Annotated in this window: 15 protein-coding genes; 11 read left to right on the top strand and 4 right to left on the bottom strand. The window is 60.7% G+C overall.

The annotated features are described in order from the left end of the window. Nucleotides 1-13: 13 nt before the first annotated feature. The gene (locus tag ACZ9W6_RS03115; RefSeq protein ID WP_465189621.1) at nt 14-2170 is read right to left on the bottom strand and encodes a TolC family outer membrane protein; all 2157 of its coding nucleotides are present in this window, start codon (nt 2168-2170) and stop codon (nt 14-16) included. A gap of 235 nt (nt 2171-2405) precedes the next feature. Between ACZ9W6_RS03115 and ACZ9W6_RS03110 the strand changes: the two genes are divergently transcribed. Both ACZ9W6_RS03110 and ACZ9W6_RS03105 read left to right on the top strand, forming a co-directional pair. Next, nucleotides 2406-3065, top strand: a complete 660-nt coding sequence (locus tag ACZ9W6_RS03110) for a transglutaminase-like cysteine peptidase (RefSeq protein ID WP_465189620.1) — start codon at nt 2406-2408, stop codon at nt 3063-3065. 43 nt (nt 3066-3108) lie between these two features. Beyond that, nucleotides 3109-5022 carry a bifunctional diguanylate cyclase/phosphodiesterase gene (locus ACZ9W6_RS03105; protein ID WP_465189619.1) on the top strand — a complete coding sequence of 638 codons (1914 nt, stop codon included), beginning with the start codon at nt 3109-3111 and terminating at the stop codon, nt 5020-5022. A gap of 81 nt (nt 5023-5103) precedes the next feature. On the opposite strand, the gene ACZ9W6_RS03100 is transcribed toward ACZ9W6_RS03105, so the two are convergent. From ACZ9W6_RS03100 to ACZ9W6_RS03090, 3 genes are all read right to left on the bottom strand, one after another. Then, nucleotides 5104-5970 carry a Tim44 domain-containing protein gene (locus ACZ9W6_RS03100; protein WP_465189618.1) on the bottom strand — a complete coding sequence of 289 codons (867 nt, stop codon included), beginning with the start codon at nt 5968-5970 and terminating at the stop codon, nt 5104-5106. Between the two features lie 89 nt (nt 5971-6059). After that, on the bottom strand, nt 6060-6761 hold the full coding sequence (gene tsaA, locus ACZ9W6_RS03095; RefSeq protein WP_465189617.1) for a tRNA (N6-threonylcarbamoyladenosine(37)-N6)-methyltransferase TrmO: 702 nt from the start codon (nt 6759-6761) through the stop codon (nt 6060-6062). A 90-nt stretch (nt 6762-6851) separates the two neighbouring features. After that, on the bottom strand, nt 6852-7607 hold the full coding sequence (locus tag ACZ9W6_RS03090) for a GNAT family N-acetyltransferase (protein WP_465189616.1): 756 nt from the start codon (nt 7605-7607) through the stop codon (nt 6852-6854). 263 nt (nt 7608-7870) lie between these two features. Between ACZ9W6_RS03090 and mnmG the strand changes: the two genes are divergently transcribed. From mnmG to ACZ9W6_RS03045, 9 genes are all read left to right on the top strand, one after another. Then, entirely contained in the window at nt 7871-9766 is a 1896-nt protein-coding gene (gene mnmG / locus ACZ9W6_RS03085) for a tRNA uridine-5-carboxymethylaminomethyl(34) synthesis enzyme MnmG (protein WP_465189615.1), read from the top strand. Nucleotides 9767-9868: 102 nt separating this feature from the next. Next, nucleotides 9869-10495, top strand: a complete 627-nt coding sequence (gene rsmG / locus ACZ9W6_RS03080) for a 16S rRNA (guanine(527)-N(7))-methyltransferase RsmG (protein ID WP_465189614.1) — start codon at nt 9869-9871, stop codon at nt 10493-10495. After that, the gene (locus tag ACZ9W6_RS03075) at nt 10492-11283 is read left to right on the top strand and encodes a ParA family protein (RefSeq protein ID WP_465189613.1); all 792 of its coding nucleotides are present in this window, start codon (nt 10492-10494) and stop codon (nt 11281-11283) included. Before rsmG ends, ACZ9W6_RS03075 begins: the two co-directional genes overlap by 4 nt. 2 nt (nt 11284-11285) lie before the next feature. Continuing rightward, nucleotides 11286-12146 carry a ParB/RepB/Spo0J family partition protein gene (locus ACZ9W6_RS03070; protein ID WP_465189612.1) on the top strand — a complete coding sequence of 287 codons (861 nt, stop codon included), beginning with the start codon at nt 11286-11288 and terminating at the stop codon, nt 12144-12146. Nucleotides 12147-12223: 77 nt separating this feature from the next. Then, nucleotides 12224-12586 (top strand): ATP synthase subunit I, encoded by a 363-nt coding sequence (locus tag ACZ9W6_RS03065; protein ID WP_465189611.1) that lies wholly within the window; start codon nt 12224-12226, stop codon nt 12584-12586. A 9-nt stretch (nt 12587-12595) separates the two neighbouring features. Continuing rightward, complete coding sequence (gene atpB, locus ACZ9W6_RS03060; RefSeq protein ID WP_465189610.1) at nt 12596-13390, top strand: F0F1 ATP synthase subunit A; 795 nt, start codon at nt 12596-12598, stop codon at nt 13388-13390. A gap of 56 nt (nt 13391-13446) precedes the next feature. Continuing rightward, nucleotides 13447-13728 carry a F0F1 ATP synthase subunit C gene (gene atpE / locus ACZ9W6_RS03055; RefSeq protein WP_465189609.1) on the top strand — a complete coding sequence of 94 codons (282 nt, stop codon included), beginning with the start codon at nt 13447-13449 and terminating at the stop codon, nt 13726-13728. Nucleotides 13729-13774: 46 nt separating this feature from the next. Then, a complete protein-coding gene (locus ACZ9W6_RS03050) occupies nt 13775-14245 on the top strand; it encodes a F0F1 ATP synthase subunit B (protein WP_465189608.1) in 471 nt (156 codons plus the stop codon). Between the two features lie 6 nt (nt 14246-14251). Continuing rightward, nucleotides 14252-14788: a F0F1 ATP synthase subunit delta gene (locus ACZ9W6_RS03045; RefSeq protein ID WP_465189607.1), complete on the top strand. Its 537-nt coding sequence runs from the start codon at nt 14252-14254 to the stop codon at nt 14786-14788. Nucleotides 14789-14791 lie beyond the last annotated feature (3 nt).

Genomic DNA, 14791 nt, shown 5'->3' with positions numbered 1-14791 from the left:
TGCAGCGTGGCAATCAGTTCGACAGCGTCGAGCTGGGTTCGCCGCCCGGTGCCATGCGCAGCAGCTTGCTGCGCAGCTCTTGCGCCTTGCTGCTGGTGGCCGGTACGGCTGTATTGCCCAGCGGTGCCAGTACCGGAGCTGGCGCAGCCTGTACCGGTGCCGGGTTGGCCGCAACAGCCGCTGGCGTTGCTGCCGGTTGCCACAGATTGGCTGGGGCAGCAGCCGGGGCCGGCTTGAGCTGTGGCGCGGGTGTCGCCGGCTTGTATGGCAGTGGTGCCGGCAGCGGCTTGCTGTTGGCTGCCGGCTTGGCAGCCGGTTGCCACAGCGAGGTGGTGTTGACCGGGGCGCTAACCGGCGCATTGCGCTGGACGACCGGGGCGGCAGCTGGCGCAGTCGGGCTGGCCGGCAGCGCGCTGGCGCTCTGGGTGACAATCAGCACGCGGCGGTGGCTCGGGTCGTTGGCGGCGATACCCGGCAGCGGGGCGGTGTTGCCACGGCCGAGGCTGTCGAGGCGATCGGCCGGTACGCCCTGAGTAATCAGGTATTGCTTGACGGCATCGGCGCGCTGTTGCGACAGCGACAGGTTGGCCGCAGCATTGCCGCTGCTGTCGGTGTGACCTTCAACCAGATAGCGTTTGCCAGCCATTTCCGGCAGCAGCAGGGTCTGGGCGAGGCTGTTGAGTTCGGCCTTGCTTTCCTCGCGGATATTGGCCGAAGACAGGTCAAACTGTACGCGGGTATTGATGACGACCTCGCGTTGCAGCGGGGTCGGTACGGTCTTGCTGACCACGGTTGGTGCCACCGTGCTGGTGGTGAACGAGGACATTACCGATTTGGCCGGTTTCAGTGCGATGCTCGGGTCGGCCTTGGCGGTGGCGCAGGCAAAGGTGCGCAGCGCGTCGCTGTTCAGGCCTTCCGGCTCGGCTTGCTTGAGCTGCAGCACTTCGAGCAGGCGGCCAGATTCACCGGCAATGCGGTAGCGCGCCAGTTGCAGATCAAGCTCGGCAATCAGCAGGTCGCGGCGGGCGGTGAACAGCTCGTTTTCGCTGTCCAGCATATCGAGCAGGGTGCGCTGGCCGATGTCAAACTGCTGTCGATAAGCATCGCGCGCTTTTTCGGTCGACAGCTGGTGCTGGCGCAGGGCGTCAAGCTGGGCGTCGAGTTTCAGCGAGTCATTGTAGGCAATGGCCACTTGCTGGCGCATGTCGCGGCAAGCCTTGGTGCCGAGTGCTTCGGCCTCGTCAAGGCGGGCTGCGGCGGCGGACAGACGTGCCTTGTCGGCGCCACCGCGATACAGATTCATATTGAAGACCAGCTCGAGCGCGCTGCGATTGTCGCGGCCTTTGACGCCGTCACGATTATTGGTGCTGTCGCGGCTGGCGCGCAGATCCAGCGTCGGCATGAAGGCACCCTTGCGCGCCGAGATTTCGGACTCGGCAGAGTGGAACAGTGCCGCCGCCGCCTGCAGACGCGGATTGTTCTTTTCGGCCAGGTTCATCACCTCATCGCCGGAAGGCGAGGCCAGCAGACCGGCGAGGGTCAGCTGCTCCGGGGCAGCATTGCCGACGATACGCGCGTAGCGCGCCGAGACATCGTGCAGATTGGCGATTTCGTTCAGCAGATTACTTTCGGCCAGTGCCATGCGGCCGGCGACTTGCTCGAGGTCCACCCTGCGGCCAACCCCCTGGCTCACGCGCTGCAGGATCTGTTCGTAGATACCCTTGTGGACGGCGTAGTTTTCTTCGGCGATTTCAACCAGTTTGCCAAAGCGCACCACGTCGATATAGGCGCGCACGGCCTCCAGACTCTGGCTTTCGGCTTCGGCAAGGTATTCGTAATAGCGAGCGCGGCTGGTCAGATCCAGCTGCTTGACCTGATGCGTGGTGATGAAACCCTGAAACAGATTCTGGCTCAGGCTGAGGTTGTAGCCGTTGCGGGTGAAGCTGCTGCTGTTGCGGCCACCGTTGGCCGCCGGGCTGTCGCGGCTTTCGCGGGCAGCGGCCACGCTGAAGTCGATGCTGGGCAGGAAGCCGGCTTGGGCAACGCCTTTTTCCTCGGTGCTGGCACGGAAATTGTGCCATTTCATGCGTACTTCCGCGTTATTCTTCAGCGTCTGGCTGACAGCATCACGGACTTCGAATGCCTGTGCGGCAGGCAGGGTACCGGTCATAAGCAGAGTCAGGCCAAGCAGGACGGGTAGACGTTTGCGACGGAAGTGCATTTCAGCCTCGGTTTCTACAGGTTAAAAATGGCAGTATTAATAACCTGTTCTTGAAATAATTTTAAACAGCATGTGCATATTGTCCGAACTGACAAGGGCACTGTCAAGTAAAGCTTGGTACTGTTTATTTTGTTGACATAAAATTTGGACACGTTTGTGTCAACCTGGTTTCGGAATTGTATCGATGAATGTTCAACGCCCATTTTTGGCCTTTTTTCTGGCAGCCTCGGTGCTGCTGGCATCGGCATGGGCGTTGGCAACTTTGTCGCTTGACCGGGTTGCCCAGCTGTATAACGGCCAGGCTGTGCCGGTGTATCAGGCCTGGTTGCAACTGCTGCAGCAGAGCCAGCGTGAACAAGATGAGCTGCAGCGGCTCAGGGCGGCCAACCAGTTTTTCAATCAGCGTATCCGTTTTGTAGAAGACACCGATCTGTGGGGGCAGGCCGATTATTGGGCGACGCCGCTGGAAACCATGGCGCGTCGCGCCGGTGATTGTGAAGACTTCACCATCGCCAAGTATTTCTCCCTGCGTGAAATCGGCATTCCGGCAGAAAAACTGAGGATTACCTACGTCAAGGCCAGGATAGGCGGTGCCGGCAGCAGTGTCACGCAAGCGCACATGGTGCTGGCTTATTACCCGCAGCCGACGGCCGAGCCGCTGATTCTGGACAACCTGGTTGGCAGTATTCAGCCGGCGTCGCAGCGTGCCGATCTGACCCCGGTGTTCAGTTTCAATGCCGAAGGGCTGTGGATGGCCGGTTCCGCCGCGCCGAACTCCAGCGCCGACCGGCTGACGCGCTGGCGGCAGCTGATCGAAAAAATGCAAAAAGAAGGTTTCTTGTAATGTTTGGTCGACATACGGCCAGTATCGGGAAGAGTCACAGGATATGAAGAAAGTTTCCCTGATCCAGCAATTGTGGGCTTTGGTGCTGGCAGCGGTATTGCTGGCGGCAACCGGCAGTTTGCTGGCCAATCTGTATAACGCCCGCGACTATATGCAGCAGCAGCTGACGGCGCACGGCAAGGATGCGGCCAACTCGCTGGCGCTGATGATTACCCAGGGCAAGGCCGAGCAGGCGATGGGCGAGACGCTGATCAATGCCGCGTTTGACCAGGGGCATTTCCGCAGCATTCGCTGGCTGGGGGCGGATGGTCAGGTCAAGGTGCAGCGGCAGAATCCGCAGCAGTTTGGCGATACGCCTGCGTGGTTCCGCCAGGCCTTCGCACTGGATGCCTCGCCCGGCCGTGCCATGATCAATAGCGGCTGGTTGCAGGCTGGCGTCATCGAAGTGGAAAGCGATGCCGGTTATGCCTACGCCGCCTTGTGGCGCGGGGCGATGCAGATCTTTACCTGGGTCGGGCTGGCAGGCTTGCTAGTCGGGCTGGTGGCTTCGCTGGGGGTCAATGCGATCCGCCGGCAGCTGCATAGCGTGGTCGATCAGGCCAAGGCGATTACCCAGCGCCGCTTCGTGACTATCCCCGAGCCGGGCGGGCCGGAAATGGGGCGCTTGGCACAGGCGATGAATGCCATGGTTGGCCGCATCAAGGCTATGTTTGAAGAAGAGGCGCAGCGATTGGAGCAGCTGCGTCGCCAGCTGAATTTTGATGCGGTGACCGGTCTGGCCAATCGCGGCTATTTCATGGGCCTGCTGCAGGCCGAGCTGGAGGCACGCGAGGTGCGCGAACAGGGCTTGCTGTTGCTGCGCGTGCAGGAGCTCACCGAATTCAACAACTCACTGGGCCGTGCGCTGACTGACCAGCTGCTGCAAAAGCTGGCAGCCGGCCTCAGCGATCGCCAGTTGCTGGGCGAGCAGGTCTTGGCCGCGCGACTGAACGGTTCCGATTTTGCCGTGCTGTTTGATGCCGAGTTGGCTGATGAAGCTGGCCTCACCGAACTGCATCAGCGCCTGAGCGCCGAGCTCGCCAGTTTTGCCGGCAGACAGGTGTTGCTGGCGATGGCGCTGACCGATGTGCGCGAGGGCGACAGCATTCGCGATCTGATGTCGCGACTCGATCATGCACTGGCGGTGGCCGAGGCGGCTGGTTGCCAGCAGCCCGAAATTGCCAAGAATCATGCGGCGCGGCAGACCTTGCAGACGACTGATGCCTGGGCCGGCTTTCTGGATCAGGCCGTAGCCAGACGCGAGCTGAAGCTGGTGTCGTTTGCCGTGCGTGGCCGGGCCGGCGAGATGCTGCACGAGGAGGCACCGCTACGCCTGCAACAGGGCGAGGCGTGGTTGCCGGCTGGCCAGTTCATGCCGATGGCGATTCGTACCGGCCGGGTGGCGGCGCTGGATCTGGCGGCCGTGAGTCTGGCGCTGCAAAGGTTGGCCGCAGAGCCGGCCTGCCCGGGTATTGCCGTCAATCTGGCGGCCGAATCCTTGCAGCAGGCTGACTATGTGACGCGACTGGCTCAGCTGGTGCGCCAGCACAAGGTCGAGGCTGGCCGTCTGTGGCTGGAGGTGGCCGAGGCCGGCATCGTCAATCGCTTCGAGGCCTTCCGCGAGCTGTGTCTGGCGCTGGCCGATCTGCCGTGCCGCGTCGGCATCGAGCACTTTGGCCGCCAGTTCAGCCTGGTGGGCCAGTTGCATGATCTGGGTATCGACTATCTGAAGATCGATGCGAGCTTTATTCAGGATATTCAGCAGCAGGACGGGCAACAGGCCTTGCTCAAGGGCTTGTGCCAGATTGCGCACAATATCGGGCTGGGCGTGATTGCCGAAGGCGTACATCACGAGGCCGAGCAGCAGATGCTGTTCAGTCTGGGCTTTGATGGCGTGACCGGCCCGGGTGTGCGCTGAGCGGCAGCAGGTTGGCCGCCAATCGCGGGCATGAAAAAACCGGCACCCAGGGTGCCGGTTTTTGTTTGGCAAGCGCAGTGTTTACTGCTGGATGCCGGCGATCAGCCAACGGCTGCTGTCGCCTTCTTTCACGTAATGCCAGGTTTCGGCAAACGGTACGGCAGCGGCGCCAACGTTTTCGCTGACCATGCCGGAGAAGCGGACGCTGGCAACCATGCGGTTACCTTCGTTGACGGCTTCGATGACCTGGCAATCGAGTTGCGGGAAGTCAGCCATTTCGGTATTGCCCTTGATGTCTTCCTGCAGGGCGAGGAACAGCTCGGGGGTCATGTACTTGCGTACTTCTTCCAGGCTCTCGGCCGAATTGAGGTTCTGCAGATGCAGGAAGGTTGCCTTGGCCTGACGCAGGAAGTGCGGCACTTCGGTACCATCCGGCAGGCGTTGCAGGCTGGCTGGTGGCGGAGTCAGACCGCTGCCACCGAATTGTTGCGGCTGGCCGGAACCGATAGGCGGAATGCCGCCGGCTGGCTGGAAGTGGGTCTGGCCCATGGACATCGGCTGCGGGGCGCGCATGGTCGCCTGTTTTTTCAGGGCACGGCTGCGCAGGAAAGCCAGCAGGGCAAGGCCGCCAAGGCCGCCCAGAATCACGGCCATCCATGGGAAGCCGCCATCATCATCACCCATGGCCGAGCCGAGCAGATAGCCGGCGGCCGCACCGGCCGCACCGGCGGCAACCATGCCGCCCACGCCGGAGCCTTTCTGTTGTGGCGCAACCGGCGCCGCAGCCTTGCCTGGCACGGCCTGTTGTTGCTGGAAGCTCTGGGTCGGAGCGGAACGCTGCATGCCGGCGCTCTTGCCCTTGCCAACGCGCGCGGCATCGGCAAATGGGGCGGCCAGCAGGCAGACCATGGATAGGGCAAGGAAAGTGCTCTTGGCACGGGTGCTCATGTCTTGTTCTCCAAAAGAAGCAATGGGCGGCAATCGCTTATCGCCGGACGGTTCTCTGCCGTCATGCAGTGCGACTGACGCCGAGGGATTTAGTTCTGGGTAGCCGGCTGAATTTCAAGTATCACCACTTCGCCAGCCGTAATGCTGAAGCGGATGTCGGCACCGGCAAGGCGCATGCCGTAGATGCGCTGCGGATCATCCTGATAAGCGGGGCGCGGGTCTTGCGCCAGCACTTCTTCGGCCAGGGTGGCAAACCACTGCGGTGCTTGCGGCCAACTGGCCAGATTGTTCAGCGCATGCTCGCTCCACTGCACTGTCAGTTGCGGCGGCGGGCCATCGACAAAGCCGCCACGTGCCGCGGGCCTGGCCTCGACAAACGGAATATATGGCTTGATGTCGACCACAGGCGTGCCATCCAGCAGATCAGCGCCGGCCAGATGCAGCACCACGCCGTGGCTGCGATCTATGTTTTTGAGCTCGACCAGCGACAGGCCCAGCCCGTTGGGGCGGTGGGTGGCGCGGCTGGCGAATACGCCGACTTTCTGGTTGCCGCCCAGCCGCGGCGGGCGCACCAGCGGCTGCCAGCCGCGCGCCAGCGTCTCGTGAAACACGAAACTCAGCCAGACGTGGGAAAAATCCTCCAGCCCGCGTACACAGTCCGGATGGTTGTAGGGTGGCAGCAGTTCCAGCTGCACCGGCGCCGAGGGCGCGAGCGCCGGCTGGCGCGGGATGCCGAATTTTTCCTGATACGGCGAGCGGATGATGCCGATGGTGTCGAGGGTATAAGCCATGGCGGCATTGTAGCAGCGCGCTTGCCTTGCCCGCAGCCGCACAAACGCATGGCAAGGTTGGCCGCATGCTTGCGGCCAACCTTTAATCGTTTAGCCCTGGGTGTTGAAGTGGCGCTGGTGGCGCAGATTGAGGCGGTTCATCGGTAGCAGCATGAAAAAATCGGCGCAATTGAAATCCGGATCCCATGCCGGTTCACCGCAAATCCACGCACCGGCCCGCAGATAGCCCTTGATCAGCGGTGGCAGCGGGGCTTGCACATCGGGCGCGGCAATGCGGTCTAGCGGCAGCGGCAGATGCGGCGTGACGCGCCATTCGGGCGGCGACAGGTGGCCGGCCTCCAGCTGGCGATACAGGCTGACAGCCTGGCCGCCACCATCGGCGAGACTGACGCTGGCGCAACCTATCAGGTACTGGCCGCCGTGCTGCTGCACATAGTCGGCGATGCCGGCCCACAGCATGGCGATTACCGCGCCGCGACGATAATCCTTGTGGACGCAAGAGCGGCCCAGCTCGATCAGGTGCGGGCGGATGCCGGCCAGGCGCGACAGGTCGAATTCATGCTCGGAATACAGCTGCGGCAGCGTGGCGGCACGCGCAGGCGGCAACAGGCGATAGGTGCCGACCAGTTTGCCATTGGCCGGGTCTTCTACCAGCAGATGGTCGCAGTAGGCATCGTACTCGTCGCTATCCAGCCCGTTTTCCGCGCCGGCCAGTCTGGCCCCCATTTCTTCGGCAAATACCTTGTAGCGCAATTTTTGTGCACGACGCAGGTCTTTCTTGCCCTTGGCGAGGCGTAATTGCAGCGTGGCCCGGGCGCGTGGTGCCTGATCAAGTTGCAGTTGCATGCCGTGTCCTTGCTTGATGAGAGATGAGCGCCATCGTGGCAGCCGCATATGACGGTAAGATGGCGTGTCAGTGACAGGCGGGTGACAGCCCGGCAAAAGCCGCATGAATGGCAGGGCTATAGCGAAATCAATGACTTAAACGTAGGCGGGAATTGCGATATAATGCGCGGTTCCGAATTTTTCAGTGCCTGCCAGCAGCAGGCCGGCAGCAAAGGTTGGCCGCAGGCCTGTCCCGGCCTGCCACAGCGTGAGGCGATAGCGAGATGATTTACCCGACAACCTTTGACGTGATTGTGGTGGGCGGCGGCCATGCCGGCACCGAGGCCGCACTGGCGGCGGCGCGCATGGGCTGTAATACCCTGTTGTTGACGCACAATATCGAGACCCTGGGTCAGATGTCGTGCAACCCGTCCATCGGTGGTATCGGCAAGGGTCACCTCGTGAAGGAAGTCGATGCGCTGGGCGGCGCGATGGCGCTGGCCACCGATATCGGCGGCATCCAGTTCCGCACCCTGAACGCCTCCAAAGGCCCGGCCGTGCGTGCGACCCGTGCCCAGGCCGACCGTATCCTCTACAAGGCCGCGATTCGCGAGATGCTGGAAAACCAGCCGAATCTGACCCTGTTCCAGCAGCCGGTTGATGATCTGCTGATGGAAGGCGACCGTGTTGCCGGTGCGATTACCGCCATCGGCATTACCTTCCGCGCCAAGTCTGTGGTGCTGACCGCCGGCACCTTCCTGTCCGGCAAGATTCACGTCGGCCTCGAAAACTACACCGGTGGCCGCGCCGGCGATGCCGCTGCCTCGACGCTGGGCGAGCGCCTGCGTGAGCTGAGCCTGCCGGTTGGCCGCCTGAAAACCGGCACGCCGCCACGCATCGACGGCCGGACGATTGACTTCTCGGTGATGGAAGCACAGCCGGGCGACACGCCGGAGCCGGTGTTTTCCTATCGTGGCAACCGTGCCATGCACCCGACCCAGCTGCCATGCTGGATTACCCATACCAATCAGCAGACCCACGACATCATTCGCAGCGGTTTTGACCGCAGCCCGATGTTTACCGGGGTGATCGAAGGCGTCGGCCCGCGTTACTGCCCGTCTATCGAAGACAAGATCAACCGCTTTGCCGACAAGGACAGCCACCAGATCTTCCTCGAGCCGGAAGGCCTGACCACGCACGAGTACTACCCGAACGGTATCTCGACCAGTCTGCCGTTTGACATCCAGCTGGCGGCCGTGCGTTCGATTCCCGGCCTGGAAAACGCCCACATCCTGCGCCCCGGCTATGCCATCGAATACGATTATTTTGATCCGCGCGGCCTGAAATCCACGCTGGAAACCAAGGCGATTCAGGGTCTGTTCTTTGCCGGCCAGATCAACGGCACCACCGGTTACGAAGAAGCCGCTGCACAGGGCCTGCTGGCTGGCCTGAATGCTGGCCTGTACTCGCGCGAGCAGGATGGCTGGTGTCCGCGTCGTGACGAGGCCTATCTCGGCGTGCTGGTGGACGACCTGACCACGCTGGGCGTGTCCGAGCCTTACCGCATGTTTACCAGTCGCGCCGAATTCCGCCTGCAGCTGCGCGAAGACAATGCCGACCTGCGTCTGACCGAGGTTGGCCGCAAGCATGGCCTGATCGGTGATGCGCAGTGGGAGGCCTTCTGCCGCAAGCGTGATGCGGTCGAGGCCGAGAAACAGCGTCTGTCCAGCAGCTGGGTACAACCGGCCAAGCTGCAGCCGGGCGAGGACGAGCGCATCATCGGCCAGAAGCTGGGCCGCGAATACACGCTGGCCGATCTGTTGCGCCGCCCGGATGTGCGTTACCGCGATCTGATGACGCTGTCGCTGGCAGGGGAGGGCGTCGAGGATGATATCGTCGCCGAACAAGTCGAGATCCAGATCAAGTATCAGGGCTATATCGACCGCCAGAACGAAGAAGTAGCGCGTCTTGAGCAACTGGATGATGTGAAGCTGCCAGCCGATATCGACTATGCACTGGTGAAGGGCTTGTCGAAAGAGGTGTCGCAGAAACTTAACCAGCATCGCCCGGAGACACTGGGTCAGGCCTCGCGCATCCAGGGCATTACCCCGGCCGCGGTGGCGCTGCTGCTGGTGCACCTGAAGCGCGGCTTTGGCGAGGCCCGTGCCGTGGCTGAATAAAATTCATGCTGCACTGCGTCCTGTTCATGGCGAACAGGGCGCAATTCTTGTCGATAACCGTTACAATCGCCGCATTCCCATTCATTCGCCGTACCCATCATCATGACGCATCGTGCCGAAATTTCGCGTGGGCTGGACAGCATCGGTCTGGCTCTGGATGAAGCCCAACTTGACCTGCTGGTAGGCTATCTGGGCCTGCTCGGCAAGTGGAACCAGACGTATAACCTGACCGCGATCCGCGAGTCCGAGCGCATGGTCAGCTATCACCTGCTGGACAGCCTGACGCTGGTGCCGCATCTGGCTGGCGGCACGCGTCTGCTCGACGTCGGTTCCGGTGGCGGCATGCCCGGCATCCCGGCGGCGATTGCGCGCCCGGATCTGCAAGTGGTGGTACTGGATGCCAATCACAAGAAAACCACTTTCCTGCGCCAGGCGGTAATCGAGCTCAAGCTGCCGAATGTGCAGGTGATTACCGATCGCGTCGAGGCTTACCAGCCGGAGCAGAAATTCGACCGCATCACCAGCCGCGCTTTCTCCGAGCTGGCCGAATTCGTCAAGCTGTCGCGTCATCTGCTGGCCGATGGCGGCCAGTTCGTGGCGATGAAGGGGGTTTACCCTTACGAAGAAATCGCCCAGCTGCCGGCTGACTTCACCGTTGCCGAAGTCTTGCCGCTGACGGTGCCGGGGCTGGATGCCGAGCGTCATCTGGTGCGTGTGGTCGCCAAATGACAGCCCGCATCATCGCGATCGCCAACCAGAAAGGCGGCGTCGGCAAGACGACGACGGTGGTCAATCTGGCCGCCTGCCTGGTAGAGCAGGGCAGGCGTGTGCTGATTGTCGATCTGGACCCGCAAGGCAATGCCACCATGGGTTGCGGCATCGACAAGAGCAAGCTCAAGGCTTCGCTGTATCACGTCTTGCTGGCCGAGTGCGAGCCGGCCGAGGCAGTGCAGCAGGCGAAAGAGGGCGGTTTTGATGTGCTGCCGGCCAATCGCGACCTGTCGGCTGCTGAAGTCGAGCTGATGCAGGAGCTGGCGCGCGAGGCACGTCTGCGCAATGCGCTGGAAGTGCTTGCGGCCAACTACGATTACATCCTGCTCGATTGCCCGCCATCGCTGAACCTGCTGACGCTGAACGGCCTGGTGGCCGCGCAGGGCGTGCTGATTCCGATGGTGTGCGAATACTACGCGCTGGAAGGTCTGACCGATCTGGTGAACACCCTGCGCAAGGTGCGTCTGGCGGTGAATCCCAAGATCGAAATCATGGGCTTGTTGCGCACCATGTTTGATGCGCGCAGCAATCTGTCGCAGCAGGTGTCCGAACAGCTGGCGCGCCATTTTGGCGACAAGGTGTTCGAAACCGTTATCCCGCGCAATATCCGCCTGGCGGAAGCGCCGAGTCACGGCCTGCCCGGCATCATCTACGACCGCAATGCCCGCGGCTCGCAAGCTTATCTGAATCTGGCCGCGGAGCTGATCCGTCGTCTGGAACCACAAACCGAAACTGCAACACACTGACTATGGCCAAACTCAAAGGACTGGGGCGGGGACTGGATGCCTTGCTATCCACCGTCGAAACGAGCGCAGACCAGCTGACGACCTTGCCGCTGGATAGCATCCGCCCCGGCAAATATCAGCCACGCAATCATATGGATGCCGAAGAGTTGGCCGCACTGGCGGATTCGATTCGCGCCCAGGGCGTGATTCAGCCAGTGGTGGTGCGCGAACTCGGTTTTGGTGATTACGAGCTGATTGCCGGCGAGCGTCGCTGGCGTGCCAGCAAGATGGCAGGCCTTGCCGAGATTCCGGTGGTGATTCGCAGTGTTGGCGACGAAGCCGCCCTCGCGATGGGGCTGATCGAGAATATCCAGCGTCAGGCGCTGGATCCGATCGAGCAGGCGCGTGGCTTGCAACGTCTGATCGAAGAATTCGGTCTGACGCACGAAGCTGCGGCGCAGGCTGTTGGCCGTTCGCGCAGTGCGGTCAGCAATCTGTTGCGTCTATTGTCTCTACCTGCGCCGGTGCAGGAAATGTTGCACAAGGGCGATCTGGACATGGGGCACGCCCGTGCCTTGCTGGCCTTGCCGGTGCTCGAACAGCTGGAAACGGCGCGCGAGATTGTCAGTCAGGGCCTGACCGTGCGCGATGTTGAAGCACGTGCGCAACAGCAAAAACAGCCTGTGGCCAACGTTGGCCGGAAGGCCGAGTCAAGGCAGGACCCGGATGTGCAACGTTTGTTAACGGTCTTGTCAGACAGGCTGGGCATGAGTGTGAGTCTGAAGAGCGGCAGCAAGGGAAGTGGTCGCTTGCTGATTGAATACAATAGTCTCGACGAGCTGGATGGTTTGCTGCAAAAACTGCAAGCAAAATCAAGTGACTGAGCTGCTTCATTGCACTGCAGCGAAGTTGACGCTTTCGTCACGCCAAGCCTATAATCGCTCGATTTTTCGATTCAGATATGACTAACCCAGACGCGCAGCGTGTAATACGCATCCAGTGGCGATTGACAGTAATTTCAATGCTGATCGGCTATTTTGCTGCAGGGATGCAACTCGGTGTGGCCATATCTGTCTTGTTGGGCGGCTTGTGTGCGATTTTGCCAGCCCTGCTGTACATCCGCATCGCCGGCAAGATCCGGCGTGATTCGCCCGAGATGATCATGAATGCGCATTATCGGGCTGCCGCGGCAAAGTTTATTGCGACACTGCTGTTATTTGGTGGTGTGCTGGTATTTTTCAAGGATTTGTCGGTACCTGGCTTGTTTGGCGGCTTTATCGCGGCCACGTCAGCGTACTGGTTCGGGCTTCTGACCAAAAATTGAGACTAAACGATGGCAAGCAACGCAACTGAATATATTCAGCATCACCTGTCCCACTGGAATGCCGGTGGGGTCCATGTGGACAGTCTGTCCATTTCCATTCTGCTGGGCTTTATTTTTGCCGGCCTGTTCGCCATGGTGGCGCGCAATGCCAAGCTGGAAAATCCTGGCCGTCTGCAGATGTTTGTCGAATCCATCGTCGAGATGGTCGATACACAGGTTAAAGAGATTTTTCATGCCAAGAGCAAGGTGATCGCGCCGCTGTCGCTGACCATCTTCTGCTGGATCTTCCTGATGAACTTCATGGACCTGCTGCCGGTAGATCTGCTGCCTATGCTGGCCCAGTGGGTTGGCCACACCTTCTTTGGTGCTGACCCGGCTCATGTTTACTTCCGTGTCGTTCCGTCTGCTGACGTGAACGTGACTTTCGGCCTGTCGTTGTCGGTACTGGTGTGCATCATCGGTTACTCCATCGCTGCCAAAGGTCTGGGCGGCTGGATCAAGGAACTGTTCACCGCTCCGTTCCATGCCAATGGCCCGATCGGCACTATCCTGCTGGCTCCGGCCAACTTCGCACTGCAGATGGTAGAACTGGCCGCCAAGCCTATCTCTCTGTCTCTGCGTCTGTTCGGTAACATGTATTCCGGCGAGCTGATCTTCATCCTGATCGCACTGCTGCCATGGGGCGTGCAGTGGATGCTGGGCGCACCTTGGGCAATCTTCCACATTCTGGTGATTACCCTGCAGGCCTTCGTGTTCATGATGCTGACCATCGTGTACCTGAGCCTGGCTACCGAAAAGCATTAACAGTTTTCTTAGTACCTTTTTTCAAACCATCCTGCATTACCCTTTAGGAGATTTAAATGGAAGCTCTCGTTTCTCAGATCCAGTCCATGACCGCTCTGGCAGCAGCCATCATCATCGGCCTCGGCGCTATCGGCACCGCTCTGGGCTTTGCCATCCTGGGTGGCAAGTTCCTGGAGTCCTCCGCTCGCCAGCCTGAGCTGATCCCGGTTCTGCAAACCAAGCTGTTCATTATCGCTGGTCTGCTGGACGCCATCTCCATGATCGGTGTGGGTGTTGCCATGCTGTACACCTTCAACAACCCGTTCCTGTCCGCTGCCAAGGCCGCTCTGGGCGCCTAATTTCAAGCGTAAACGGTTGTTGTAACACCACTGGAGGAAACCAAACGTGGAATTTAACTTCACACTAGTGGGCCAGATGATCAGCTTTGCGATCCTGGTTTGGTTCACCATGAAGTTTGTTTGGCCTCCGCTTACCAATATGATGGACGAGCGCGCCAAGCGCATCGCCGACGGTCTGGCCGCTGCCGAGCGTGGCAAGCAGGATCTGGAAGCCGCTGAGAAGCGTGTTGCCGATGAACTGCGCCAAGCCAAGCAGCAGGCTACCGAACTGGTTCTGGCCGCTGAAAAGCGCGCCAGCCAGATCGTTGAAGAAGCCAAGGATGCAGCACGCACCGAAGGTGCCAAGCTGGTAGCCGATGCCAAGTCGCAGATTGATCAGGAAGTTCTGCGTGCCAAGGAGGCCCTGCGCGAGCAGGTAGCCGCTCTGGCCGTTCAGGGCGCCGAGAAAATTCTGCGCAAGGAAGTCGACGCTGCCAAGCATGCTGACCTGCTGGCCTCCATCAAAGCGGAGATTTAAAAGCACATGGCAGAACTCATTACCGTAGCAAGGCCCTATGCCCAAGCGGTATACAGCCTGGCCGCCGAGCAGCAAACCCTGACCAAATGGTCGGAAGCGCTCGCGTGGCTGGCTGCCATGGTGACAAACCCGGACGTGGCCCAGGTGGTCACCAACCCGAAGCATACCGCGCAAGAGGTTGAGGCGCTGTTGTTGGACGTGTTGGCTGAGCGTGGCGACAAGGACGTTAAGGCGTTCCTTGATGCCCTGATCGAAAACCGTCGTCTGACACTGTTACCTGAAATTGCAGCCCAGTTTGAACAGCTCAAGGCCCAGGCCGAAGGCGCACTCGAAGCAATCGTCGAGTCTGCCTACCCGGTAACCGAAGCCCAGCAAGCCGATCTGGCCGCCGCGCTTGCCAAGAAATACGGCAAAACCGTACGTATTGAAGTGCGCGAAGCAGCCGAGCTGATTGGTGGTGTACGCATTCTGATTGGCGATGATGTCATCGATGCGTCCGTGAGCGGCAAACTGCAAGCAATGGCAGCTAGCCTCAAGAATTAGGAG

This window comes from Vogesella lacus (assembly GCF_979366295.1).
This window is presented reverse-complemented; position numbering and strand designations above follow the sequence as displayed.

Coding starts and splice junctions, on each gene's coding strand:
- ACZ9W6_RS03115 (WP_465189621.1), bottom strand. CDS start 2,170: ATGACCGGTACCCTGCCTGCCGCACAGGCATTCGAAGTCCGTGATGCT.
- ACZ9W6_RS03110 (WP_465189620.1), top strand. CDS start 2,406: ATGAATGTTCAACGCCCATTTTTGGCCTTTTTTCTGGCAGCCTCGGTG.
- ACZ9W6_RS03105 (WP_465189619.1), top strand. CDS start 3,109: ATGAAGAAAGTTTCCCTGATCCAGCAATTGTGGGCTTTGGTGCTGGCA.
- ACZ9W6_RS03100 (WP_465189618.1), bottom strand. CDS start 5,970: ATGAGCACCCGTGCCAAGAGCACTTTCCTTGCCCTATCCATGGTCTGC.
- tsaA (WP_465189617.1), bottom strand. CDS start 6,761: ATGGCTTATACCCTCGACACCATCGGCATCATCCGCTCGCCGTATCAG.
- ACZ9W6_RS03090 (WP_465189616.1), bottom strand. CDS start 7,607: ATGCAACTGCAACTTGATCAGGCACCACGCGCCCGGGCCACGCTGCAA.
- mnmG (WP_465189615.1), top strand. CDS start 7,871: ATGATTTACCCGACAACCTTTGACGTGATTGTGGTGGGCGGCGGCCAT.
- rsmG (WP_465189614.1), top strand. CDS start 9,869: ATGACGCATCGTGCCGAAATTTCGCGTGGGCTGGACAGCATCGGTCTG.
- ACZ9W6_RS03075 (WP_465189613.1), top strand. CDS start 10,492: ATGACAGCCCGCATCATCGCGATCGCCAACCAGAAAGGCGGCGTCGGC.
- ACZ9W6_RS03070 (WP_465189612.1), top strand. CDS start 11,286: ATGGCCAAACTCAAAGGACTGGGGCGGGGACTGGATGCCTTGCTATCC.
- ACZ9W6_RS03065 (WP_465189611.1), top strand. CDS start 12,224: ATGACTAACCCAGACGCGCAGCGTGTAATACGCATCCAGTGGCGATTG.
- atpB (WP_465189610.1), top strand. CDS start 12,596: ATGGCAAGCAACGCAACTGAATATATTCAGCATCACCTGTCCCACTGG.
- atpE (WP_465189609.1), top strand. CDS start 13,447: ATGGAAGCTCTCGTTTCTCAGATCCAGTCCATGACCGCTCTGGCAGCA.
- ACZ9W6_RS03045 (WP_465189607.1), top strand. CDS start 14,252: ATGGCAGAACTCATTACCGTAGCAAGGCCCTATGCCCAAGCGGTATAC.